The 25,945-nt window shown below is 42.3% G+C and carries 22 protein-coding genes and 1 pseudogene; all 23 read left to right on the top strand.

Features of this window, described 5'->3' with window-relative positions; genetic code table 11:
- The first annotated feature begins 144 nt into the window (after nucleotides 1–144).
- The 23 genes and pseudogenes from E5329_RS29565 to E5329_RS00170 all read left to right on the top strand — a co-directional run bounded on the left by E5329_RS29565 (nucleotide 145) and on the right by E5329_RS00170 (nucleotide 25,904).
- Nucleotides 145–288 (top strand): hypothetical protein, encoded by a 144-nt coding sequence (locus E5329_RS29565; RefSeq protein ID WP_168356466.1) that lies wholly within the window; start codon nucleotides 145–147, stop codon nucleotides 286–288.
- 96 nt (nucleotides 289–384) lie between these two features.
- Nucleotides 385–1,223 (top strand): annotated as a pseudogene (locus E5329_RS00275) (SDR family NAD(P)-dependent oxidoreductase).
- 176 nt (nucleotides 1,224–1,399) lie between these two features.
- On the top strand, nucleotides 1,400–1,636 hold the full coding sequence (locus tag E5329_RS00270; protein WP_275442876.1) for a hypothetical protein: 237 nt from the start codon (nucleotides 1,400–1,402) through the stop codon (nucleotides 1,634–1,636).
- A gap of 1 nt (nucleotide 1,637) precedes the next feature.
- A complete protein-coding gene (locus tag E5329_RS00265) occupies nucleotides 1,638–2,012 on the top strand; it encodes a cytidylyltransferase domain-containing protein (protein WP_135987581.1) in 375 nt (124 codons plus the stop codon).
- Entirely contained in the window at nucleotides 2,009–2,410 is a 402-nt protein-coding gene (locus E5329_RS00260; RefSeq protein WP_275442875.1) for an N-acetylneuraminate synthase family protein, read from the top strand. Before E5329_RS00265 ends, E5329_RS00260 begins: the two co-directional genes overlap by 4 nt.
- The gene (locus E5329_RS32475; protein WP_135987580.1) at nucleotides 2,313–2,552 is read left to right on the top strand and encodes an N-acetylneuraminate synthase family protein; all 240 of its coding nucleotides are present in this window, start codon (nucleotides 2,313–2,315) and stop codon (nucleotides 2,550–2,552) included. The genes E5329_RS00260 and E5329_RS32475 overlap by 98 nt, the downstream gene beginning before the upstream one ends.
- A gap of 305 nt (nucleotides 2,553–2,857) precedes the next feature.
- On the top strand, nucleotides 2,858–3,736 hold the full coding sequence (locus tag E5329_RS00245) for a phosphoribosylaminoimidazolesuccinocarboxamide synthase (RefSeq protein WP_275442874.1): 879 nt from the start codon (nucleotides 2,858–2,860) through the stop codon (nucleotides 3,734–3,736).
- Nucleotides 3,737–3,776: 40 nt separating this feature from the next.
- Nucleotides 3,777–5,219, top strand: a complete 1,443-nt coding sequence (purF, locus tag E5329_RS00240; RefSeq protein ID WP_275442873.1) for an amidophosphoribosyltransferase — start codon at nucleotides 3,777–3,779, stop codon at nucleotides 5,217–5,219.
- Nucleotides 5,220–5,345: 126 nt separating this feature from the next.
- Complete coding sequence (gene purB, locus E5329_RS00235; RefSeq protein WP_135987579.1) at nucleotides 5,346–6,797, top strand: adenylosuccinate lyase; 1,452 nt, start codon at nucleotides 5,346–5,348, stop codon at nucleotides 6,795–6,797.
- A 402-nt stretch (nucleotides 6,798–7,199) separates the two neighbouring features.
- Nucleotides 7,200–7,802 carry a DUF1819 family protein gene (locus tag E5329_RS00230; RefSeq protein WP_135987578.1) on the top strand — a complete coding sequence of 201 codons (603 nt, stop codon included), beginning with the start codon at nucleotides 7,200–7,202 and terminating at the stop codon, nucleotides 7,800–7,802.
- Nucleotides 7,799–8,392: a DUF1788 domain-containing protein gene (locus E5329_RS00225; RefSeq protein WP_135987577.1), complete on the top strand. Its 594-nt coding sequence runs from the start codon at nucleotides 7,799–7,801 to the stop codon at nucleotides 8,390–8,392. Before E5329_RS00230 ends, E5329_RS00225 begins: the two co-directional genes overlap by 4 nt.
- Nucleotides 8,393–8,457: 65 nt before the next feature.
- Nucleotides 8,458–12,114, top strand: coding sequence for a BREX system P-loop protein BrxC (gene brxC / locus E5329_RS00220; RefSeq protein WP_135987576.1), 3,657 nt, complete (start codon nucleotides 8,458–8,460; stop codon nucleotides 12,112–12,114).
- Nucleotides 12,115–12,124: 10 nt separating this feature from the next.
- Nucleotides 12,125–15,874 carry a BREX-1 system adenine-specific DNA-methyltransferase PglX gene (gene pglX / locus E5329_RS00215; RefSeq protein ID WP_135987575.1) on the top strand — a complete coding sequence of 1,250 codons (3,750 nt, stop codon included), beginning with the start codon at nucleotides 12,125–12,127 and terminating at the stop codon, nucleotides 15,872–15,874.
- A gap of 44 nt (nucleotides 15,875–15,918) precedes the next feature.
- On the top strand, nucleotides 15,919–17,028 hold the full coding sequence (locus E5329_RS00210) for an AAA family ATPase (protein ID WP_135987574.1): 1,110 nt from the start codon (nucleotides 15,919–15,921) through the stop codon (nucleotides 17,026–17,028).
- A gap of 106 nt (nucleotides 17,029–17,134) precedes the next feature.
- Complete coding sequence (locus tag E5329_RS00205; protein WP_135987573.1) at nucleotides 17,135–17,581, top strand: hypothetical protein; 447 nt, start codon at nucleotides 17,135–17,137, stop codon at nucleotides 17,579–17,581.
- Between the two features lie 3 nt (nucleotides 17,582–17,584).
- Nucleotides 17,585–20,101 carry a BREX-1 system phosphatase PglZ type A gene (gene pglZ, locus E5329_RS00200; protein WP_135987572.1) on the top strand — a complete coding sequence of 839 codons (2,517 nt, stop codon included), beginning with the start codon at nucleotides 17,585–17,587 and terminating at the stop codon, nucleotides 20,099–20,101.
- 226 nt (nucleotides 20,102–20,327) lie between these two features.
- Nucleotides 20,328–21,647 carry a phosphopyruvate hydratase gene (gene eno / locus E5329_RS00195; protein ID WP_135987571.1) on the top strand — a complete coding sequence of 440 codons (1,320 nt, stop codon included), beginning with the start codon at nucleotides 20,328–20,330 and terminating at the stop codon, nucleotides 21,645–21,647.
- 157 nt (nucleotides 21,648–21,804) lie between these two features.
- Complete coding sequence (secG, locus tag E5329_RS00190) at nucleotides 21,805–22,044, top strand: preprotein translocase subunit SecG (RefSeq protein ID WP_135987570.1); 240 nt, start codon at nucleotides 21,805–21,807, stop codon at nucleotides 22,042–22,044.
- Nucleotides 22,045–22,110: 66 nt separating this feature from the next.
- A complete protein-coding gene (rnr, locus tag E5329_RS00185; RefSeq protein ID WP_135987569.1) occupies nucleotides 22,111–24,252 on the top strand; it encodes a ribonuclease R in 2,142 nt (713 codons plus the stop codon).
- Between the two features lie 86 nt (nucleotides 24,253–24,338).
- Complete coding sequence (smpB, locus tag E5329_RS00180; RefSeq protein ID WP_135987568.1) at nucleotides 24,339–24,806, top strand: SsrA-binding protein SmpB; 468 nt, start codon at nucleotides 24,339–24,341, stop codon at nucleotides 24,804–24,806.
- Between the two features lie 259 nt (nucleotides 24,807–25,065).
- Nucleotides 25,066–25,476, top strand: a complete 411-nt coding sequence (locus E5329_RS00175) for a BlaI/MecI/CopY family transcriptional regulator (RefSeq protein ID WP_135987567.1) — start codon at nucleotides 25,066–25,068, stop codon at nucleotides 25,474–25,476.
- A complete protein-coding gene (locus tag E5329_RS29560) occupies nucleotides 25,473–25,619 on the top strand; it encodes a hypothetical protein (protein ID WP_168356463.1) in 147 nt (48 codons plus the stop codon). Before E5329_RS00175 ends, E5329_RS29560 begins: the two co-directional genes overlap by 4 nt.
- Nucleotides 25,620–25,667: 48 nt before the next feature.
- Nucleotides 25,668–25,904 carry a hypothetical protein gene (locus tag E5329_RS00170; protein WP_135987566.1) on the top strand — a complete coding sequence of 79 codons (237 nt, stop codon included), beginning with the start codon at nucleotides 25,668–25,670 and terminating at the stop codon, nucleotides 25,902–25,904.
- Nucleotides 25,905–25,945: the final 41 nt, after the last annotated feature.

The raw sequence follows: 25,945 nt of genomic DNA, 5'->3' as shown, positions 1-25,945 counted from the left end.
GACCAGGCGGACAGAGGCTTTTGTCCATGCGAAAGAGAGTGTCCTTGCAAAGAACAAAAAGTGAATCAGTCAGGCGGTTATGCGGAACAACGAGAATCAGCATAATTGCCTTTTTTATATTTTTATAGGAGAAAAATACGAGTATTGTGCGGTTATGTTATACAAACGTTGGAAGATTATATAGAGGCAGCGGAACAGGAGGATACCGTTTTGATGTTGGATACGTTGGATTATGGACTCCGGGAGCTTGTGGATATTTATAGAGAAGATGATGAGGCTATAGCATGAAAGAGACTATTTTTGAAAAAAATCTAAAGGCAATGGAAAAGTGGTATCCAGATTTTGCAGACCTGATTCGGCAGAAAAAATACGAGGAGGAACCTTATGCTGAACAACAAAACCATACTGATTACCGGAGGCACAGGCTCTTTCGGCAATGCATTTACAAAATATGTTTTGGAGCATTACAATCCCAAGAAAATCATTGTTTATTCCAGAGATGAGTACAAGCAATTTGTCATGAAAAATAATTACAGAGAATATGAGAAAAAGCTGCGGTTTTTTATTGGTGACGTCAGAGACAGAGAGCGTCTGTGCCGGGCCTTTGACGGAGTGGACTATGTGATTCATGCGGCCGCTTTAAAACAGGTGCCGGCCTGTGAGTATAATCCTATCGAAGCCATTAAGACCAACATTAATGGCGCAATTAATGTGATTGAAGCAGCCCTGGACTGCAATGTAAAAAAGGTGGTTGCCCTTTCCGCTGACAAGGCGGCAAATCCCGTGAATCTGTACGGCGGAACGAAGCTGGTGTCAGATAAATTGTTTGTTTCAGCCAATTCTTACGCAGGCCCTAAGGATATCAGTTTTTCCGTGGTGCGATATGGCAATGTGACGGGGAAACATTTATTTCCAAAATTCCTTCCTTCAAAATTACGGATTTGGCGCAGGCCATATTACCGGGATGTGAAATGCCCCAGGTTGGCGTTCGGGAGGGAGAAAAGCTTCATGAGATTATGGTGACAGAAGAAGATTCCCCTATGACTTATGAATATGAAAAGCATTTCATCATTTATCCCCATTACAGCTGGTGGGGAAAGGAAAAGGTGATTCCGGGAGGCAGGAAGGTGCCGGAAGGATTTGAATACAGTTCTGGCAGCAATCCGGATTGGCTTGGGATAGAAGAACTGCCAAAACGGCTGAAAGTGTTTGAAGCAGAATAAAAACAGGCAGTCTATGGAGTGCTCTTTCAAGAGAATTCATAATCATTTTTAGAAAAGAGAGGAACAGGATATGGCATACAGGACAGAACAGGAAGAATTTTGGAGCGGGCAGTTTGGGGACGCTTACATAGAAAGAAACCAGAATCAACAGATTGTGGCTGCTACCTAAGGCTTCTTTGGAAGCGGTTGAGATCAACCATAAAGCGGCGGAAATCTTACGAAAGGATTCTTTTTTCGAAATCCCGGTAAAGGTTCATGAGACTTCTATTTTGGAATATGAACCTGCAGTGCCGTATGATGTTGTCCTGATTAAATACCAGGATGTGAAGCTTTTATCTTATGGTTTTCGCTATCATTTGGATTCCAATTTTCCCATGGACGACATTACATGGTTTTTGATGGAAAAAGAGTAATGTGTTTGAGGATCAGGCAGCGATAACATGCAATTTCTGCGGAAAGCCTATCTTGGCATATTCCATTGAAGCGGCTCTTGGGACAGGGCTTTTGGAAGAAGCCATGGTTTCTACAGACAGTGAAGAAATTGCAAAGGCGGCAAGGAGGTATGGAGCGGCAGTTCCTTTTATGAGAAGCCAGGATGCGTCGGGAGATTACGCCACAACAGCGGAAGTATTGCTGGAAGTTCTTGAAAATTACGGGGAGCAGGGCAAAACATTTGATTACATGGTCTGTATTTATCCCAAAGCTCCCTTTGTGACAGCAAAGAAGCTGGCGGAACTGAAATATGAAATGATGTGCAGCAGGCAAGAAGTTGGAGGGAATCAGGATTGAACAGAGAAATACAGTTGGGAAACCATATTATTTCAGAAAACAGCAGCGTCTATATTGTAGCGGAACTGTCTGCAAACCATAACATGGATTATGAACGGGCGTGTGCGATTATTGACGCAGCGGCAGAGGCTGGAGCGGATGCAGTGAAAATCCAGACCTATCGGGCGGATACCATAACCATTGACTGCGGCGCCAAGGAGTTTCAGGCCCATGGCTTGTGGGAAGGGATGAATCTGTACCAGCTATACCAGAAAGCCTACACCCCATGGGAATGGCAGGAAGGGCTCATCCAATACGCCAATGAAAAAGGTCTGGATTGTTTTTCGTCTCCCGTTGACGTTACAGCTAAAACGGGAAGATGGAGGAGTGGATGCTGCTTTTTCCATGGAAAAGGATGAATTTGCTGCAATGGTCTGCCAAATCCGAAGGATAGAGAAAGCCTTAGGAACTGCGACCTATGATTTGAACCAGAAGCAGGAGGCAAGCCGGCATTTGCAGATATCGCCCCCATTACCTATAATATCGATCCGGAAGATGTAAGACGTAAGATAAGAGACTTTGCTTTGTATCAAAAAGTAATTTTGTGACGTATAAGCTTATCAAAACTGATAAAACGGCAGAGACAGATTTGAGCGAAAGAACCTGTTTCTGCCGTTTTTTTCGAAGTTTTTTCGTGGAAAAATATCCATTGACGAATCAAAACCCCCTGTATTATAATAAATCCGATACATGAGCAGGATACCAGAAGACGGACAGTCCCGAAGTTTCTCACAGGAAATCAGCTCAATGCGAGGTTTTCAGATTCCCAGAGTATGCCAGGGCTGTTCCGAAGAATGGAGGAAACGATGAGTATTCAGGAATTTAAACCAGTAAAAGAAGGAAAAGTACGTGAAGTCTATGACAATGGAGACAACCTTATTATTGTGGCGACAGACAGGATCTCAGCTTTTGACGTAATTTTAAAAAATAAAATTACCCAGAAAGGCGCAATCTTAACGCAGATGTCTAAATTTTGGTTTGATTTTACAAAGGATATCGTGCCAAATCATATGCTTTCCACCAATGTGGCAGATATGCCAGAATTTTTCCGTAATGAGAATTTTGACGGAAACAGCATGAAGTGTAAGAAGCTGGATATGCTTCCAGTGGAGTGCATTGTCCGGGGCTATATTACCGGAAGCGGCTGGGAAAGCTATCAGAAAGACGGAACCGTCTGTGGAATCCGCCTGCCTGAAGGGCTGAAGGAATCGGACAAGCTGCCGGAGCCTATTTATACCCCTACTACCAAGGCAGAGCTGGGGCTTCATGACGAACATATCACCTTTGAGGAAAGTGCCGAGATTTTAGAGAAGCTGCATCCGGGCAAAGGTGCGGAGTATGCAAAACAGATTCAGGAATGCACCATCAATTTATATAAAAAATGTGCAGAATATGCATTAAGCAAAGGAATTATCATTGCAGACACCAAATTTGAATTTGGACTGGATGAAAATGGGACTGTGGTTCTGGGCGACGAAATGCTGACGCCGGACAGCTCCAGGTTCTGGCCTCTGGAAGGATATGAGTCTGGAAAATCACAGCCTTCCTTTGACAAACAGTTTGTCAGAGACTGGCTGAAACAAAATCCCGACAGTGAGTATCTGCTGCCGGAGGAAGTGGTTGCAAAGACTGTGGATAAATACAAAGAAGCATATGAACTTTTGACTGGGGAGAAATTTGCTTGAGAGAGTCGTTCTCGTTGCATACAATGACTGGAGAACAAGTATGGATAGTAAAATGGCATTAAGTATGGATTCCGACAGGCTGCATGAGGAATGCGGCGTTTTCGGCATCTATGATTTTGACGGAAATGATGTGGCGTCCACCATTTATTACGGGTTGTTTGCCTTACAGCACAGGGGGCAGGAAAGCTGCGGAATTGCAGTCAGCGACACCAAAGGGCCGAAAGGCAAAGTGATTTCCCAGAAAGGCATGGGCCTGGTTAACGAGGTTTTTACCCAGGAATCTTTCGAGGGCATGAAAGGAGACATCGGCGTGGGACATGTGCGTTATTCTACGGCAGGGGCTTCTACCCGGGAAAACGCCCAGCCCCTGGTTTTGAATTATGTCAAGGGAACTTTGGGGCTTGCCCACAACGGTAATTTAATCAACGCCAATGAGCTGCGGGAGGATTTGGCGTATACCGGAGCGATTTTCCAGACCACCATTGATTCTGAAGTGATTGCCTATCATATTGCCAGAGAGCGGCTGAATACCCATACGGTGGAGGATGCAGTGTGCCGGGCGGCAAAGAAGCTGAAAGGAGCATTTTCCCTGGTGGTGATGAGTCCCCGGAAATTAATTGGGGCCAGAGATCCCTTTGGATTTAAGCCCCTTTGCATTGGAAAACGGGAGAATGCTTATATCCTTGCTTCTGAGACCTGTGCCCTGGAGACCATCGGGGCGGAATTTGTACGGGACGTCCTTCCAGGCGAAGTGGTGACAATTACGCCGGAAGGAATGAAGTCGGATACCAGCCTGTGCCTGCCGCGGGAGCAGGAGGCAAGATGCATTTTTGAATATATTTATTTTGCAAGGCCCGACAGCCGAATTGACGGAGTAAGCGTATACGCCGCAAGAATCCGGGCCGGCCGGTTTCTTGCCATAGATTCTCCGGTGGAGGCGGATCTTGTGGTGGGCGTGCCGGAATCCGGTAATGCGGCGGCTTTGGGATATGCCATGGAATCCGGTATTCCTTATGGCAATGCATTTGTCAAAAACGGTTATGTCGGCCGTACCTTTATCAAGCCGAAGCAGAGCAGCCGGGAATCCAGTGTGCGGATAAAACTGAATGTGCTGTCAGATGCGGTCCGAGGAAAACGGGTGATTATGATAGACGATTCCATTGTACGGGGAACCACTTCCGGCCGGATTGTGAGAATGCTTCGGGAATCCGGGGCCGCTGAAGTGCATGTGCGCATTTCTTCTCCGCCTTTTCTGTGGCCCTGTTATTTCGGAACGGATATTCCAGAGCAGAAGCAGTTAATTGCCTGCAGCCGTACCGTAGAAGAGATCCGTCAGGTGATCGGAGCTGATACCCTGGGGTATTTAAAGATTGACCGGCTTAGCGAAATGTCTGAGGGACTGCCTATTTGTAAGGGGTGTTTCACCGGGAAATACCCCATGGAACCGCCGGCAGAGGATATTCGCGGAGATTTTGAGAGATAGAAATGCTTTTTCGGCAGGTTTATATCTATGAGCCAAATAAAGGATTTGCCGGCAGATTTCTATTTAACCGCCGGAGTAATAAATCCGTATACTCTTAAATATAACCATTAAGGAAGGAGAACATCAATGGCGACAGACAGATACAACAGCCCATTGTCAGAGAGATATGCAAGCAAGGAGATGCAGTATATTTTTTCCCCGGATATGAAATTCCGTACCTGGAGAAAATTATGGATTGCCCTTGCGGAAACAGAGATGGAACTGGGATTAAGCGAGAATGGCAAGCCTGTCATTACGCAGGAACAGATCGAGGAACTGAAAGCCCACGCAGAGGACATCAATTATGAGGTGGCAAGAGAACGGGAAAAGCTGGTAAGGCATGATGTAATGAGCCATGTATACGCATACGGCCAGCAGTGCCCCAAAGCAGCCGGGATTATCCATTTAGGCGCAACCTCCTGCTATGTGGGGGATAATACCGATATCATTGTCATGGATAAAGCCCTGAAGCTGGTACAGAAAAAACTGGTAAATGTCATTGCCGAGCTGGCAAAATTTGCAGATACTTACAAGGAGCTGCCTACCCTGGCATTTACACATTTCCAGCCGGCCCAGCCCACTACCGTAGGAAAACGCGCAACCTTATGGCTGCAGGAATTTCTGATGGATCTGGAGGATTTGGAGTATGTGATGGGAAGCCTGAAGCTTTTAGGCTCCAAAGGAACCACAGGCACTCAGGCAAGCTTTCAGGAGTTGTTTGCAGGAGATCAGGAAACTATTGACAAAATTGATCCCATGATTGCCGAAAAAATGGGATTTAAAGAATGTTATGCAGTGTCGGGGCAGACTTATTCCAGAAAAGTGGACACAAGAGTCTTGAATATTCTGGCAGGAATTGCAGCCAGCGCCCATAAAATGTCCAATGACATCCGGCTTTTGCAGCATTTAAAAGAAGTGGAAGAGCCTTTTGAGAAAAATCAGATTGGCTCCTCAGCCATGGCCTATAAGCGCAACCCCATGCGCAGTGAGCGGATTGCGTCTCTGGCCCGCTATGTGATGGTGGACGCATTGAATCCGGCCATTACCTCTGCAACCCAGTGGTTTGAGCGGACGCTGGATGATTCGGCCAACAAGCGTTTGTCGGTGCCGGAGGGATTTCTTGCCGTTGACGGCATTCTGGATTTGTGCCTGAATGTGGTGGACGGTCTTGTGGTATATGAGAAAGTGATCCGCAAACATATGATGGCGGAGCTGCCCTTTATGGCAACGGAAAACATTATGATGGATGCTGTGAAAAACGGCGGCAACCGTCAGGAAATGCATGAAAAGATCCGTCAGCTTTCCATGGAAGCAGGAAGAAATGTCAAAGAGGAAGGGAAGGATAACAACCTTCTGGAACTGATTGCGGCAGATCCGGCTTTTAACTTAACATTGGAAGAGCTAAAATGTTCGATGGAGCCTTCCAAGTATGTGGGACGGGCGCCCTTACAGGTAGAGAAGTTCCTGGAACAGGCGGTACGGCCCATGCTGGAGGAGCGGAAAGAAATGTTGGGCGTGACGGCTGAGATTCACGTGTAGCAAAAAGATAAATGCGTTGTAATTTTATCCCATTGCTTTCGCATTTAAAGTTAGATTTTATAGGGCTGTCGGGAAATGAAATTTATACACAATATATGGTAGAAATTCTTGAAAATCAAAACCATACCTTGTGCCTGAATTTCATTTTCCGACAGCCCCTTTTTCAATGCCTGATTTTCAGTATCATTTCCATCAAATCTATGGTAAAATCATGTATGACAGTACGATAGATGATATCTTAGATATTTTACCAAATCCAGATTATGGAGCAGATATACCCGTGAGCGAAATGATTTGCCAACAAGTTTTCACTATTTCAAAAAGATCCGCAAATCATTTCGCAAATAAGTATGCTCTTGAGTATAAGAGCAAAGAATCATAATGGAAAGGTGTATAGATTACATGGAAAGAAAGGAATATAGCGCTGGAGCAGTCAAGCATTCTTTTTGGTTTATGGAATTTCGCAATGAGGTAAAGCTGTTGTCTGAGGGAAAGAGTTTTGAAGCTGTAAAAGAGTTATGCAGAACAGAAAACATATTTGCAGCATCTACGCCAGATAGAGCAGCACAGATTTTCAATACAGTATCGTCAAGAATCAAAGGGATGGGGGACAGTTTTTATCCGGTGTTTTTAAAGGGAGACGTATCGTCGCAAAAAATTTTTAATCTGGCAGCAGTTATGGCAAATGACACGTTATTTTTTGATTTTGTGTATGACGTGATACGAGAGAAAATGATCATTGGAAGCAATGAGTATAAGCCAGGGGATTTAAATATTTTTTTTAAGGACAAACAGCTGCAAAGTGAAAAAGTAGCTGGATGGACGGACGCCACAATTGCAAAATTGGGGAGAAATTATAAGACATTTCTATTTGAGGCTGGTATGACAGATAAGGGCAGGGATGTAAGAAAAATCTTCAAGCCGATCTTAGAACCGGATATGGAAAGATGGCTTGCAGACAATGATATGGAGCCGATCGTAAAGGCTCTTTCGGGGGTAAGATGATGGCAAATATTGAAGAACGGTTAGAGCAGATGGAATTGATGATAAAGAAACCATCTTTCAGGCAGACAAAGGGAAAGGCAAATGAGGTCAACTATTGGGTGTTTGATTATGCGCCGGAAGATGAACTGACAGTAAGAAATAAGATTTCCTGTTTGAAAAATAAAAACCTCAAAGGAGCAGATGGTTTTGAACTGATGGTATATGATTTATACGATTTGATGATAGAGCACCTGCAAAGCAAGAACTTTATGGAAAAGTGTTACGCACAGGAAAAAAAGCGCGGCATCAGGAAGCTGCAGGATGCGATTCAGCATACGTTAAAAATTACGGATAAGGAGAACCTGCTGGTAAAATATATTGCAGAGCATACGCCGAAGAATGCGGTAGTGTTTTTGACTGGGGTAGGAAAATGTTTCCCGCTGCTGCAGGCTCCGGAAGTGTTTAATAAAATTCTCTACAATATGCCTCAGGCTTTTGCAAGCGTACCTATGGTTTTATTCTATCCGGGCACCTACACCGAACAGGAGTTAATCATTTTTAATGAATATCCGGAAGACAATTATTATCGGGCGTTCCGCCTGGTTCGGTAGATAACATAAAGCAAAGTCAGTAATGGAAGGATGAAAACGAATGATTTCTCAGGAGGGTACGACAAATGTTAATGAAAGAAATGTTTGAAAAGGAGATTGACCGTGACATACAGGGCGTAATCATTGTGGGGCAGAGTGAAGCGGAAAACGCAGCCCAGGAGTTGGATGAGTATGTAGTGACAAAGGAATTACAGAAACACTTTGCGGATTTCTTTTCCGCATATAAAAAGGGGATTGTTGGCGCTACTCCCAAAATGGGCGTATGGATTTCCGGTTTTTTTGGAAGCGGTAAATCTCACTTTTTAAAAATCCTTTCTTATTTGCTGGAAAATAAGTCTGTGGGCGATAAAAGGGCCATTGATTATTTTGCAGAGGATAAAAAGATTGAAGACAAAAATGTGCTTGCAGATATGAAGCTGGCAGCTGATACGGATACAGATGTTGTGCTTTTTAATATAGATTCGAAAAGCGACGGAGGCAGCAAACAGAATAAGGATGCAATCGTTCATGTATTCTTAAAAGTATTTCATGAAATGCAGGGCTTTTGTGGAGCAATGCCTTTCGTGGCAGATTTGGAAAGGAAGCTGACAGAGGAAGGACGATACCAGGAGTTCAAACAGAAATTTGAAGAAATGTACGGAGAAGCATGGGAAGATTCCAGACAGGACTTTGATTTTATTCAGGATGATGTTGTGGAAGTTCTCGCCGAAATGGAATTTATGAGTGAGGCGGCGGCTCGTAACTGGTGTGAAAAGGCGGCAGAACCATATCAGATTAGCATTGAGGATTTTGCAAAACGTGTGAAAGCCTATATTGACCGCAAGGGGAATCACCATCATGTAGTTTTCCTGGTAGATGAAATTGGTCAGTATATCGGAGAAGACTCAAAGCTGATGTTAAACTTACAGACCGTAACAGAAGAACTTGGCAAGGAATGTATGGGTAAGGCGTGGGTGATTGTAACCAGCCAGCAGGATATTGATTCCGTGACAAAGGTAAAGGGAAATGATTTTTCAAAAATTCAGGGACGTTTTGATACCAGGTTATCTCTTTCTTCTGCAAATGTAGATGAAGTAATCAAGAAAAGAATCCTGGAAAAGAAGGAGACTCCTGCACAGACTTTACGCTTGTTATATGGTCAGAAGGCAACTATTATTAAGAACCTGATTACATTTCATGATGGCGTGGAAAAGAAATTGTATGCAGATGAAAATGATTTTGTGTGCGTGTATCCATTTGTGCCTTATCAATTCAATCTCCTTGCAAGTGTATTGGCCTCTATTCGTACCCATGGTGCATCTGGAAAGCATCTGTCAGAAGGAGAACGTTCCATGCTGGCAATGTTTAAAGAGTCAGCAATGGAATATAAAGAAAATGAAGTAGGGACCATTATTCCATTTCATGCTTTTTATGATGCGCTGGAAAATTTCTTAGACCACAGCCACCGTGGAGTTATTATTCGGGCCTATGAGAATGACAGGATCAATCCGGAACACAAAGAAAAAGTATTTGCAGTGGACGTCCTCAAAGTGCTTTTCATGATTAAGTATGTGGATAAAGTTGTTACAGCAAATATCGACAATATTACAAGTCTCATGGCATCCAATATTGATGATGACAGAATTGCGCTGAAGGAAAAAGTAGAAGACGCATTGAAAGTGTTGATACGTCAGAACCTTGTTCAGAAAAATGGGGATATTTATGTATTCCTTACGGACGAAGAGCAGGAAATCAACAGAGAAATTGAAAGCCAGAGCATAGAGACGGCAGAGATTATCAATAAAGTATCTGAAATGATTTTCGAGGATATTTTTACAGATAAGAAATATAAATATCCTGTATTAGGCGGCAGGTATTCCTTTTCGTTCAATCAGACTGTGGATGACAGACCATATAAGTCCACACAGAATTTTGATATCGGGGTGCATATTCTTACTCCGGCGTCTGATTATAGCACGGATGAAACAACACTTAGAATGGTATCAGGACAGGGGAGAGAAGTGCTTGCAGTTCTTCCAGATGACCGTGCATTTATAGATGAGATACGGAGATACCTGAAGATTGAAAAATTCCTGCGATTAAATACATTTTCTGCATTATCCAAGTATGAGAGCATCAAGGAGGCAAAAAGACTGGAAATGAGTGAGCGTAACAGTAATGCCAAGTTGTTTTTGACGGAATCCTTAAAGGAAGCAGTGATCTATGTGAATGGGGATCGGGCGCAGATCAGTGTAAAAGATGTGTCAGCAAGAATCGGTGAAGCTTTGAACAGATTAGTAAAGACCGTATATCACAAACTGGATTATATTGACGCTGTCATGGGAGAGGATGACATTCGAAGGCTCTTGAAAAGCAGCAATCAGATTACCCTTAATCTGGAGGACGGCACAGAGCCTAATGTCCATGCACTGGATGATGTATTACAGTATGTTGCAGGAAACAGTCGGATGCATGTAAAGACATCCATGAAATCCATAAAGGATAGATTTATGAAAGCGCCTTATGGATTTGTAGAAAGTGATATTCAGTGGCTTGTGGCGAAACTGTTCAAGCGGGGAGATGTGTCTTTTTCTGTTAACGGCGCAAGTGTTACTATGATGAATAAGGAGCCAGAGGAAATCGTCAATTATATTACAAAGAAAGCCTTTGCAGAAAAGCTGATGCTGGAAGAGCGTATCCGCGTAGCGGATAAAGATAAAAAAACAGTTCGCGATATTTTAAAAGAACTGTTTCATACCACTAGTCCCTCTGAGGATGAAGACGCAGTCATGAATTTCTTTCTTTCCTTTGCAGATAAGCTCATTACAGAACTTCGGGTTGCAAAAAAAGATTATGACAGGGCTAAGTATCCAGGATTAAAAGTGATGGAAGAAGGTATTAGCATCATGTCGGATATTGTGCAGATTCAGTCTCCGGTAGAATTTTTCCAGACAGTATCCAGGAAACAGGATGACTTGCTTGATTTTGCAGAAGACTATGAACCAATTAAGGCATTCTTCGCAGGGGAACAGAAAAGCATTTTCGACAAGGCATTATTATATCTGGAAAAATATGATGACAGTAAAACTTATATCGTAGACGCCGAACTGGAGAACGTTGTGGACGCAATTCGGACAATTATAAAAAAAGAGAAACCATTCGCAGATATTCCAAAACTTCCGGAACTATTGAAACAGTTTACAGATGCATATACGAAAGTGTTGGATGAACAGCTGGTACCTGTGCTTGATTCCGTGTCAGAATCCAGGAAGAGAGTGTTTGAAGTGTTAAATACAAAGGAATATAAAGAAAGTAAACAAAACAGGTATATTGAATTGTTCCGTGAAATTGAGAACGGAGCAAACGGCTGCACGAATGTGTCTATATTGCGAGGTTACGCTGACCGGGCAGAAACCTTAAAAATCCGTCTTTTGAATGAAATGGATAAGCTGGATCAGGAAATTGCTATAAAAAAAGCGGAAGAAATTAGAAAGAAACTTGAAGCGGAGGCAAAAGAAAACGGACGGTATGATACAGATTTGATAGAGCAGCAAGTAAGTAAAGTTGCAGAAGAAAATGGGTTTCAGTGTAAACGAGTAAAAAATATCTCATTCAAGAAAATAGCAAAAACTTCCTCATGGCACATTGAAAATAAGGAAGATGTAGAACGTTATATTGATGAACTTCGGTTAAAATTAATGAGTGAGCTGGATGCAGATACGATTGTAAATATTGAATTTTAGGAGTGTTGGTATGGATAAGACAGCCATAAAAAATTTTTCTATCTGGGCGAGAAATAAACTGATTGCAGACATTAGATATAAAGCAGGACTGTTAGGCATAACAGAGGAAGGCGTCAAAGACGCTCTGCCTCAATCGACGCAGGATGCAGAATTTTATGATATTGGAACAAAGGAACCGTACGCCATTCAGAGGGAGGAAATAAAGCAGCGCAGGGAACTGGTAAGCGTAATCCGGAAAAAAGCGTTACAGTTAGAGTATAAAGACGCATACCGCAATGTGTTAGAGGAAGTGGCTTATACATGGTTCAACCGCCTGATTGCAATACGATTTATGGAGGTCAATGATTATATGCCGGCACATATCCGGGTATTATCTTCGGAAAGCGGGAAGCTGGAACCGGATTTGGTAACAGCCCCCTTTGATGCTGAAATCGAGTTTACACAGCAAGAAACAGAACATATTCTGCAGTTGAAAAATGACAATCAGGTGGATGCGCTTTTTCGTTTTCTTTTTATCAAACAATGCAATGGGTTGAATGGGTATTTGCCGAAACTGTTTGAAAAGACCTCTGATTATACCGAACTTTTATTGAATGTTTCTGTTACAGATCAGGATGGTATTGTCTACCATTTGATACATGACATCGCGGAAAGTGACTTCAATATCAGCAATCTTGGAGCGGATGGAAAGCCAACCGGGCAGGTAGAAATTATTGGCTGGATGTATCAGTATTACAATACAGAGCCGAAAGACGAAACATTTGCGTTACTGAAAAAGAATGTAAAAATTACAAAAGAACGTATTCCGGCAGCCACTCAGCTTTTTACGCCGGACTGGATTGTCCGTTACATGATAGAAAACAGCGTCGGCAGACTGTGGTTGGAAGGACATGAAGATGAAGAACTGAAAAAACAATGGATCTACTATCTGAATGAGGCAGAGCAGGAAGTGGATGTGGAACAGCAGCTGAAAATGATCCGGGAAGAATATAAAAATACAAAGCCGGAAGAAATCAAGATCATTGATCCATGCATGGGGAGCGGCCACATTCTTGTGTATGCATTTGATGTCTTAATGCAGATATATGAAAGCTATGGATATAGCCGAAGGGATGCTGCTAAGAGTATTGTGGAGAATAGCATTTATGGTCTTGATATTGATGATCGTGCGTTCCAGCTTGCGTACTTTGCAATCATGATGAAAGCGCGCTCTTATAACAGAAGATTTTTGACTCTTGGGATAGAGCCTAATTTGTGTGCAATACAGGAAAGTAACGGCATACAGTATGACAAGGAAATGGGGGATTTCCTGCTTCGGGAGGAACATAGGGAAACTTTGCAGTATTTATTGCATACGTTTGTGGACGCGAAGGAGTATGGTTCGATTCTTAATGTAGAGATGCGTGATTATGATGGATTCCTGAAAGCATGGGAGCAAACGGCAGAAGCGACTCTTGAAAATGTTATTATGATTGGTTGGTATAATGAATGCAATCAGATCGTTCCAACATTGGCAAAGCAGGCAAAAATTTTATCACAGAAGTATGATATTGTAGTGACAAATCCCCCCTATATGGGGATTTCAAATGGAAATGAGAAATTAAATAAATATGTAAAGAAGAATTATCCAGACAGCAAGAGTGATCTGTTTGCGGTGTTTATTGTGAGATGTGGGGAGATGTTATGTAAGAATGGCTATCAAGCTATGATTACACAGCATGCATGGATGTTTTTGTCCAGCTTTGAAAAACTGCGGGCTAAATTGCAAATGATAGATACTGTGAATATGGCTCATTTAGGGGCAAGAGCCTTTGAAGAAATTGGCGGGGAAGTTGTGCAGACCACCAGCTTTGTGATGAGGAAAAGCCATGTGGAGGAATATAAGGGAGTATATTGCAGACTGATTGAGCCGACGACCCAGAAAGGCAAGGAAGAGATGTTTCTTGCAGGAGAAAATCGCTATATGGCGGTGCAGGATAATTTTACGAAAATTCCGGGAAGTCCGGTGGCATATTGGGTGCATTCTAATGCAATTAAGGATTTTTATACTTTTTTGCCATTATCAAGTGTTTCTGAAGTTACGAGAGGATTAACAACTGGCAATAATGATTTATATCTCAGAATGTGGTATGAAGTATGCTTTGATGACATATCATTATGCTCTAAAAGCGTAGAAGATTCTGCTAAAAGTGGATGTAAATGGTTCCCTCACAACAAAGGTGGAGAATTTAGGACTTGGTATGGGAACAATGATTTAGTGGTTATGTTTTACAATGCAGGAGAAGCATTGAAAAAATATTATAAAATTAATAAAGCTGTAAGATTTACAGGTATTGCATTTTATTTTCATCCTGGAATAACATGGAGTTCATTAACAACAGGTAAAAATTCTTTTAGATATAGTAATATGCACATCTTTGACTCAAATAAAGGACCAATGCTTTTTTCAGAAGATGATAATTTGCTATATATATTAGCCTTTTTAAATTCATGTGTTACACAATATTTTATAAATATCCTTAATCCAAGTTTGTCTTTACAAAACGCAGATATGAATAATTTGCCATTTGAAAAATGCAATGAAAACATGTTAGAAGTAAATGTACTGTCAGAACATAATGTTGAAATATGTAGACATGATTGGGATTCTTTTGAAACTTCGTGGGATTTTCAACAACATCCTTTAGTGGCATTAAGTTTAAAGTCAAAAGAAAGAGCTAATGAGGGTAAATGGCAGTATCGTGTAGAAGATGCTTTCTTTTGGTGGGCAAATGAATGTGAAACTCACTTTTCGGAATTGAAATCAAATGAAGAAGAACTTAACCGCATTTTCATTGATATTTACGGTTTACAAGATGAACTGACACCAGAAGTAGCAGACAAAGATATTACAGTCCGCAAAGCTGATTTAGGCAGAGATATCCGCAGCTTTATTTCCTATGCGGTAGGCTGTATGTTCGGGCGATATTCTCTCGATCAAGCGGGTCTGATGTTTGCAGGCGGAGATATGGCAGATATATATACATATTATGGTGGAACCTTTGCCGATACTGCGAATCTTCGACTGGATGGGAAATATACATTTGGAGAATTGGGAACGCCATTTTATTATTTACCAGTAGAAGGAAAAGAACCATTGGAGTGTTGGAAAATAGATGCAGATAATATCATTCCAATTACAGATGAAGAATATTTTACAGATGATGTTGTGAACAGATTTACAGAATTTGTGAAAACTATCTATGGTGAGGAAACTTTAGAAGAAAATCTGGATTTTATTGCACAGGCATTAGGGAATAAAGGGAATTCTTCAAGAGAAGTCATCCGTAACTATTTTCTGAAAGATTTTTATGCTGACCATCTAAAAGTATACCAGAAACGCCCGATTTACTGGCTCTTTGACAGTGGGAAACGAAACGGTTTTAAAGCGCTTATTTATATGCACCGCTATAATGCAGATACAATTGGAAACTTACGAGTAGATTATTTACACCGCATGGAACGCATTTATGAAAGTGAAATGGAGCGTATGCAAGACATGATTGATAATAGTGGAAATGCAAGAGAAGTGGCGGCAGCCACTAAACGAAAAGAAAAATTACAAAAACAATTAAAAGAATGTCAGGAATACGATGAAAAAATAGGACATTTGGCGCTGTCAAGAATAGAAATAGATTTGGACGATGGTGTAAAAGTTAATTATGAAAAGGTACAGACCGCAAGGGATGGGAAGAAATATCAGGTGTTGGCAAAGATATAAAAGATCAAATAAATATTTTATAGAAACAGTAGGGAGGAATTCGGGTGTCAATTAAGTCAATTAAAATATTAAACGTAATGGCATTTCAAAGGCAGTGGAATAAGAACAATGAAGACAGCAAAGAATTTGATTCAAAAAAGGGTGACATAATAAGCCAAGGGTTTGCCTTGAAATTTTGTGATGGCATTAATATACTTATTGGAGAGAATGGCGCAGGAAAGACTACAATTCTAAAGATGATTTACGCAGCGACGCAATGGTCCATGTCAAAAAAGGATGCAGGAAAGACCCAGAGACTGACACAGTTTTTTTCTCATAATCTTTCAGACGTTGATTTACTGAAGAACAAAAGTGGGGACGGATATGCTTATTTTGAGGTATCTGATGGAAGGCATAAATTCACTGACAGTTTGTCTCATAAGGAAATTTTAGATTGTGGTGATTGGTTTGGATTGAATATTCCGTCAGTTTTTATACCAACGATGGAGATGTTATCACATTCTCAGGGATTTCTTGCATTGAATCAAAAGTATAAACTTCCTTTTGATAGTACGCAAGTTGATATTATTGTAAATGCTTCTTTGCCGGAATCAAGACAATTGCCGGATTACATGAATACAATTTTGGGTAAAATCAGTGATGTAATTGATGGGACAATCCTGATGGAAAATGACACTTTTTATGTGCTGAAGAAGGACGGAAGAAAGATGGACTTTTCATTGGAGGCAGAAGGGTTAAGAAAATTAGGCCTGCTTTGGAAATTGATACGCAATGGTTTGTTGGAAAATGGCACGGTTTTGCTTTGGGATGAGCCGGAGGCAAACCTGAATCCTGAATTGTTTCCAATTGTTGTAGATATATTATTGGAATTGGAAACAGCAGGGGTACAGATATTTATTGCGACACATAGTTATAATCTTGCAAAATGGTTTGAAATTCGAAGAAAGTTTAAAGAACAGGTGCAATACCATAATTTGTATAAAGAGACATCAGAGGTGGAAAAAGAATACTTATTGCCCGAAGAATCTATTTCCCAGGAAACTGGCGTTTTCGGAAAGTCAGCATATTATTTAAGTGAATTGAACGGGAACAAGATTGTTGATGCGGATGACAGATTATTGGATGAGGCGCTAAAGAAAAATTTAGGGGATTAGGGTATAGTATATGCAGGACGATAGGAATAAAAAAATATATTGGGACGAGAACCATAATGTACAGTTTGATTTTTCAAATGCATCAGATGTGTTTGAACCGCATGATTTGGCAAATATGTATTCGGAATATTTGTCAGATGTTGATTTTGTGATAGAGGATAAAGAAAAACTGATCTGTCTTGAATACAAGAATGGAAATATAAAAAATGCAAAGAATCCTGAAGCTTTGAAACAAAAGACGGATACAGAAGTGTTTTGGAAAAAAATAGCGAAAAAATTTTATGGAACAATGTTTCTTGTATGGGCGTGTAATAAAAATCAGGCAGAAAAAACAGTACAATATGTCCTTTTATTGGAGTGCAATCCTGGTTTGGATAATGCTTTGAAGAAAAGATTTGTTATGAAGATGGTGCGTCAGCTTCCATTTAAATATAATTCACAGAATAAAATTCACAAAAGGGTAATAGATGATTTTTGTCTGGTGGATTTCAATGAATGGAGAGAAAAGTATCCACAATATCCAATCTATAATATGGAATGTTCAGAGGTATAAATCATGGCAGAATTAAATTTAAAACAAATTGTAGATAAGCTGAATGCAGAATTTACCGGAGACGCCAGAAAAATTGTTTTTTGGTATGACGAGAAGGGCGAATTTGCAGAGGATATCGAGGGGATTGCACTTGCCAATGCAACAGTATATCAACTGGAGCAGGGGAATCAGTTTTATACAAAGTATTTTTTAGAAAAGGTGGATACCACCACAAATTATCTGGTTTATGCACCTTTTCCAAAACCTCTGGTATCTGAAAATCATCTGGAGGATACGCTTGCTTATTCAAAAAGATTTTATGCTGATCGGGCGTCTCTTTTGTCGGTTGATTTGGGGATAGAGGAGAAGTATAAGCCTATGATAGAAAAGCATATGAAATTCTTTGGCAATAAAGAGAGAACGCAGCGTTTCTACGATTTAGAAATAGAGAATTTCAATGAGGAAAAAATTCTGATCGGGCTTATGAGTGCGGTTTGCAGGGCGCGTATCTGTTCTTTTGATGAAGTGATCCGGACACTGCTTACAGATGATACTTTAGAGGATAATAAGTTTATTGCAGACTTTGGGAAATTTGATTTATTGGAATCATTCTGGAAATATGTAGAGCAGCAGTTTGGTTATTCATCCCCGGCGCCGACTTTAGAAAAGTTTGTGATTTCCATGTTTGTCACTTATGCAGACCGACAGATCAGTGCAGAGCTTCCAAAAGAATGGAAGGGATTTGTGTCTTATAAGTCCGGCAACATTATCGCATTCATGGACAATCTGATGAATCACGTATTGTATCGGGATAAATATGATGAACTGTCGGCTTATGCGGCAGGAGTACTGGATGCGGGAAAGATACTTTCCGCCTATGAGCAGGAAACTTTAGTGGAATGTGATTCCTTTGCGGAAATTGACATTATCTTGATACGCTGGATCAAAGAGAGGCTGCTGGCAGAAGACTTGATTGCCAGATTGGAGAATAAAAATTTGTGTGAAATCTGTGAGATGCGTTCTAAGATGCACTTTGGGAGAAAGTATGCAAAGGTCTACCAGATGCTTAACAATGCGTATTTTATCATCAGTCAGGCAAACTATGAGCCGCTGGATGGATTTAGGAAAATGATAGATCATTATGCAGCAAATGATTGGGTGATAGATTGCAATTACAGGGAGTTCTATACGAACTATGACGAATTAGAAGATACGTCTGGTTTAGAGGAACTTCGTGAACTTGTGGAAAATATTTATACAAATGAATATCTTGGAAAAATGATGCCTAAGTGGAATGAAGGTTTGCAGGAACAGGGCGCCCTTACAGTGATACCGTTGCAGAGAGATTTCTTTCGTAAATATGTACGTCCCAATAAAGAGCGTACAGCAGTAATTATTTCTGACGGTATGCGCTATGAGGTTGGATGTGAATTATTTAAGAGAATGAAGGACAACCCGAAATGTAAGGATTCCTTGTCTATTAAGCCCATGCTTAGTGTGCTTCCATCCTATACAAGGCTTGGCATGGAGGCCCTTCTGCCCCATAAGACCTTAGAACTGACGGATGAATTCAAGGAGCTTGTGGATGGAACCTATGCAGTTGATACGCCGACAAGGCAGGCAGTATTGCAGTCCTATGTATTGAAAAGCCGTTGTGTAAAGTACAGTGATATGAAAAATCTAAGGGGCATGAACCTAAGAGAAATTTTCACATCACAACAGGTAGTCTATATTTATCATGACCAGATTGACAATGCCGGAGAGCATACGGAGGATGAGGTGTTCCAGGCTTGTACAAAAGCAGTAGATGAGATTGCGGAACTGATCCAACGGATTGCAGGTAGTGCAAACACCTATCGTTTTATTGTGACATCCGACCACGGATTTATTTATAAGAGAAATCCGGTGCAGCAGAGCGATAAAATCAGTACGGCAGAAGAGCCGGGCAAATTAAAGAAACGCAGGTACATTGTTGCAAAAGAGCCGGTATTAGATGATGGGGTATTGAATATTGGATTGGGATATATTTTGGGAAATGAAGACGATAAAATGATATCCTATCCTTGCAGCACAAGCGTATTTTCTGCAAAGGGGAACGCCGGCTTGAACTATGTGCATGGCGGTTCATCACCACAGGAAATGTTAGTCCCAGTGATTGATATTAAGATGGATAAGGGCGCAGTGGAAACACGTACTGTTCAAATTATGCTTGTGAGCCTGGTGCAGAAAATAACGAACCTGATTGTTGCACTTGATTTTATTCAGTCGGAGCCAGTCAGTGATGTGGTAAAGGGTACAACATATAAGCTGTATTTTCTGTCAGAGGATAATGAAAAGATTTCCAATGAAAATATTTATGTGGCAGACAAAAGAGAGGAAGATGTACAGAAAAGATTGTTCCGTATGCGTTTTACATTCAAGAATAAGAAGTATGATAAGAGCAAAAAATATTATCTTTCAGTTTATGACGAAAACAATAATAAAGAAGTATTCCGACATGAAGTTATTATGGATGTGGACTGTATCGGACCTGACAGATGATAAGAGAGTCGCATGGACAGCGATGCGCAAAATAACACAGATTATTTGGCGAATAAATATGTTCTCGGGGGTAAATTCACCAGTTCTGTGTCAAATTCCGTATAATTGCAAAATTCCTGCAAATACTGTATACAGGAAAACTTTGCAAGAAAGATGAACTGTGCAAAAATAGCTTTCGCCTGAACATTCTATTTTGGCACAGTTCCCAAGGGAAAGGAGACCAGACATGAGTTTTTCTTTGAAAATTACCAATATCCATGCAAGAGAAATTTTAGATTCCCGGGGAAATCCAACGGTGGAAGCAGATGTGACTGTGGAAGCGGCAAGCAACGGGAAAAAGACCACCGGACGGGCGGCCGTGCCTTCCGGAGCTTCCACCGGGCAGTTTGAAGCTGTGGAATTAAGAGACGGGGAGCCCAGGTATTTCGGGCTGGGCGTCCAGAATGCAGTAAAGCATGTGAATGACAAAATTGCCAAAGCGCTGATTGGAAAAAATGCCCTGAACCAGGTGGAAATAGACCGGATTTTAATTGCCGAGGACGGCACAGACGACAAGATCAACCTGGGCGCCAACGCCATGCTAAGCGTATCTCTGGCAACGGCAAGAGCGGCGGCAAAAGCCATGGAGCTTCCTTTGTATCAATATCTGGGCGGCACAAATGCAAAGCAGATGCCGGTGCCCATGATGAATATTTTAAATGGAGGCCGCCACGCAGACAATACGGTGGATTTTCAGGAATTTATGATTATGCCTGTGGGAGCGGAAAGCTTTCGGGAAGGGCTGCGGATGTGTGCGGAAGTTTACCACAACCTGAAAAAAATCTGTGAAAAAGAAGGGCTCTCTACCGCAGTAGGAGATGAGGGCGGATTTGCGCCGGATTTGCCGGATGCTTTATCTGTACTGGAACTGATTGGACATGCCATACAGGTTTCCGGGTATGTGCCGGGAGAAGATTTTAAAATCGCCCTGGACGCAGCGGCCAGCGAACTTTACGATGAGAAGACAGGAATGTATCATTTTCCGGGAGAGTCGAAAGTAAAAGGAGAAAAGATTGCAAGAAACACAGAAGAAATGATCGAATATTACCGGGAATTGATTGAGAAATTTCCGATTATTTCGATTGAGGACGGTTTGGACGAAGAGGACTGGGACGGCTGGCAGGCCATGACAGAGCAGTTGGGAGAGCGGATACAGCTTGTGGGCGACGATTTGTTTGTGACAAATACCAAACGTCTGGATGCGGGCATTAAGCTTCAGACTGCCAATGCAATTCTGATTAAGGTAAATCAGATCGGAACCCTGACAGAAGCCATGGAAGCCATCGAAACAGCCCATAAGAATGCGTACCGCGCTGTGATTTCCCATCGTTCCGGAGAAACAGAGGATACTTTTATTGCAGATTTGGCAGTAGCTGTGAATGCCGGACAGATTAAAACAGGCGCACCCTGCCGGGCAGAGCGCACCGCCAAATACAATCAGCTTCTCAGAATCGAGGAACAGCTTGGCGTGGTGGCGGAATATAAGAATCCTTTTAACAAGTTTTAAGGCAAACGCCGCCGCAGGAAAATCATCATTTTATCAAAGAAGGGTAAGCTTTCTGCGGCGGCTTTTTAAAAATTTGTGCAAAAATCTTGAAAAGAAGTCCGAAATGTGTTAGTATGAAACAAGTTGTGAACATAACAGTCACAGGAGGTATGGAAAAATGGCAGTTTTGAAGACGATTTTAACCGTAGTATTTATTTTAATAAGCATTGGATTGACAGTAATTGTTTTAATGCAGGAGGGCAAATCTGCAGGACTTGGAACCATCAGCGGCGCTGCAGATACATACTGGGGCAAGAATAAGGGCCGTTCCAGAGAGGGAGTTATGGTTAAGATTACCAGAGTGCTGGTAATTCTGTTCCTGGTAATTGCCGCTGTATTAAATATCGGAAGTTTATAAACAGCTGTATTTCACACAAGAGACTGTCGCTTTGCGGCAGTTTTTTCGTATCATTAGGAGAAATAGATGGAGAAAAGTTTGTTAGAGAGCAGAAAGAAAATGATTTATGAATTCATGTGCAGCGATCTCTACGTGCCCATGAAAATAAAGGAACTGGCTGTATTGATGGATGTGCCCAGGGCAGAACGGGAAGATTTGGAGGAAGTGCTTTCGGAACTTATGGAAGAGGGGAAGATTGAGGTTTCCAAACGGGGCAAGTATTCCAAAGCAGAAGGGAAATTCTTAAGGGGGACTTTTACCGGAAACGTCCGGGGATTTGGATTTGTTACGATAGAAGGGGAGCCGGAGGATATTTTCATACCAGAAGAGCGGATTAATGGAGCCATGCATGGAGATGTGGTGCAGGTTGCGCTGCTGCCAGGGAAAGCGGAAGCCGGGAAGCGCCGGGAGGGAGCAGTGATTAAAATTTTGCAGCGGGGAGTCATTCAGGCAGTAGGCACCTTTCAGAAAAGCAAAAATTTCGGGTTTGTTGTGCCGGACAATATGAAGCTGGGACAAGATATTTTTGTGCCTGCCGAGCGTTCCATGGGGGCGGTAGACGGACATAAGGTGGTGGTGGAGCTGACCGATTACGGCAGTGAAAAACGCAAGCCCGAGGGAAAAGTAGTAGAGATTATCGGGCATATCAATGATCCGGGAACGGATATTATGTCCATTGTAAAAGGCTATGACCTGCCCACGGAATTTCCGGATAAAGTATTAAAGCAGGCCATAAATGTGGGAAAGCCTGTAAGCTCTGCGGACATGGCGGGGCGCAAAGATATCCGGGACTGGCAGATGGTAACCATTGACGGAGAGGACGCCAAGGATTTGGATGACGCTGTATCGCTGACAAGAGAGGGGGAAAATTACCGTCTGGGAGTGCATATTGCAGATGTAACCAATTATGTGCAGGAGAAAAGCGCTTTGGATGTGGAGGCGTTGAAACGGGGAACCAGCGTGTATCTGGTGGATCGGGTGATTCCCATGCTGCCCCATCATTTGTCCAACGGAATCTGTTCCCTGAATGCCGGGGAAGACCGGCTGGCGCTGAGCTGCATCATGGTAATTGATCCGAAAGGAAATGTTATTGATCATGAAATTGCAGAAACAGTGGTCCGTGTGGATCGACGCATGAGCTATACCAGCGTACGGAAGATTTTAAAGGATAACGATGAGAAAGAACGGGAGGAATACAAGGAATTCGTTCCCATGTTTGAGGAAATGGAAAAGCTTGCGGCTCTTTTGCGGGAAAAGCGGAGAAAACGGGGTTCCATTGATTTTGATTTTCCAGAGACTAAGATAATTTTGGACAGGCAGGGAAGACCGCTGGAAATCAAACCCTATGAGCGGAATGTAGCTACCAGAATCATTGAAGATTTTATGCTGATTGCCAATGAAACGGTGGCCCAGGATTTTTTCTGGCAGGAGCTTCCTTTTGTATACCGTACCCACGATACGCCTGATCCGGAGAAAATACAGAAGCTCAGCCTGTTTATTAATAATTTCGGCTATTCCATCCGAATCAGCCAGGACGAAATCCATCCCAAGGAGCTGCAGAAATTGTTGGTCAAAATTGAGGATACGCCGGAGGAAGCGTTGATCAGCCGTTTAACCCTGCGTTCCATGAAGCAGGCAAAGTACACCACAGAGAATACCGGGCATTTTGGGCTTGCAGCTCAGTATTACTGTCATTTTACCTCGCCCATCCGCCGGTATCCGGATCTGCAGATTCACCGTATTATCAAGGAAACCCTGCGGGGAAGGATGAATGAGAAACGGATCTCCCATTATGACAAATTATTGCCGGAGGTGGCGGCTCAGTCCAGCGCCAGAGAGCGGCGGGCAGAGGAAGCAGAACGGGAGACAGAGAAATTAAAGAAAGTCCAGTACATGTCAGAGCGTATTGGAGAAGAATTTGAAGGCGTGATTTCCAGCATCACTTCCTGGGGTATGTATGTGGAGCTGCCCAATACGGTGGAGGGTATGGTGCATGTGACGAATTTGCAGGACGATTATTATCATTATGAGGAAGCGGCCCATGAGATGGTGGGGGAAACTACGGGAAAACGCTATAAGCTGGGACAGAAGCTGCGGGTTGTGGCGGCAAGTACCGATCCCCTGATGCGCACCATAGATTTTGTGCTGCCGGAGGACGCCAACGCTTAGCGCGTGTTTGAAAAATGCTTTCTCAAACACGCGCTGGGAAATGTAAAAGCGCCGTATTTCAGGAAAACACAGGAGAGGATAAGCAGATGGGAAAAGAAAGTAAGAAATTAATTGCCAATAACAAAAAAGCATTTCACGATTATTTTATTGAGGATAAATACGAAACGGGAATCAGCCTGGCAGGGACGGAAGTAAAGTCCCTGCGGATGGGAAAATGTTCCGTAAAGGAATCCTTTATCCGCATTGAGAACGGGGAAGTCATCATTTACGGAATGCACATCAGCCCTTATGAAAAGGGAAATATCTTTAACAAAGACCCCCTCCGTCCCCGAAAACTTCTGATGCATAAATATGAAATCAATAAAATTGCAGGAAAGATGGCGGAGAAAGGCTACACGGTGGTGCCGCTGCAGGTGTATTTCAAAGGAAGCCTGGTAAAAGTGGAAATTGCCCTGGCACGAGGAAAGAAGCTCTATGATAAACGCCAGGACATTGCCAAAAAAGACATGCGCCGTGAATCAGAACGCGAGTTTAAAGTGAGGAACTTATCATGAGGAGGGCCCCGGCTCAAAAACCAGGCGCATCCTAAAAGGAAGAAAGCCGGGAGGAAACCTGATACTTATCATGAGGAGGGACCCGGCTCAAAAACCAGGCATAGCCCAAAAGGAAGAAAGCCGGGAGGAGACCTGATGATAATCATGAGGAAACCTATTATTTATTGGTTTCCTCAAATTTTTCTTTTGTTGGATAACAACTGTTAATTCAATTCCCAAACATTCCGATATAACTAACAACAAAAAACGAGGTGAACATATGCCAAAAGAAGAAACCACTCCCAGCGAAAGCGAATGGGCAGTTATGGAAATTCTCTGGGAAGAGGAAAACTGCCTGACTTCCGCTGAAATAATTGAAAAGCTTCAGGGAAGCATGGCTTCTAAGATGGTCCGCGTGCTCTTAAACCGTCTGTACAAGAAGAAAATTATTGATTATGTGTCAGATAAAAAAGACGCCAGAGTGTACCGCTATTTCCCGCTCAAATCCAGGGAAAAATGCCTGCAGGAAAAGAGCAGGAGATTTGCAGACAGCTATTTTTCCGGGAGTGGAGCGAATGCATTTGCAGCGCTTCTGAGGAATATTACCCTCACCGAAGAACAGATCCAGGAGCTGGAGGGAATTATAGAAGAGAACAAGGGAAAACATTCCGAAGGGCGGAGAAAACATTGAATCTGGAAATGTACTGGCAGTTTATTAATTTTTGCTTTGTGTATCTGACGACGCTGCTTGGCAGATCTGTGCTCTGTTCCTATCTGATTCTGCTGGCGGTGCTCTTGCTGCGCCAGACAGCCTTAAAACGGGCGGTATTTTAAAAAGGGTTTCTTTGGTCGCTGTTTATTCTGGCTCCATTTGTGGGTAAATTGAAATTATTTTATGAAAATCCCTTTGCAAAAGCTTACCATCTGGCACAGGATTGGCCGGGAGCAGGGCATATGGCCGTTTATCCTGCGGCAGCGCTGAATTTTTTGACGAAAATATTTTACCAGTGGGGAAATCTCTGCGTGGCTCAGCCATGGATTTGCAGGATTTATCTGTTTGGGGCGTTGGGAAGCTTTTTGTTTTTTGCAGGCAGAGAAGAAAGAGGAAGCGGCTGCTAACCCAAATGGCGTTGTATCAGGAAGAGTTCTGTTGGCCAGGC

The sequence above is a fragment of the Petralouisia muris genome (genome assembly GCF_004793545.1).
Classification (GTDB): domain Bacteria; phylum Bacillota; class Clostridia; order Lachnospirales; family Lachnospiraceae; genus Petralouisia; species Petralouisia muris.
Note: the sequence above shows the minus strand (reverse complement) of the source record. Positions and strands in the feature narration are given on the sequence as shown.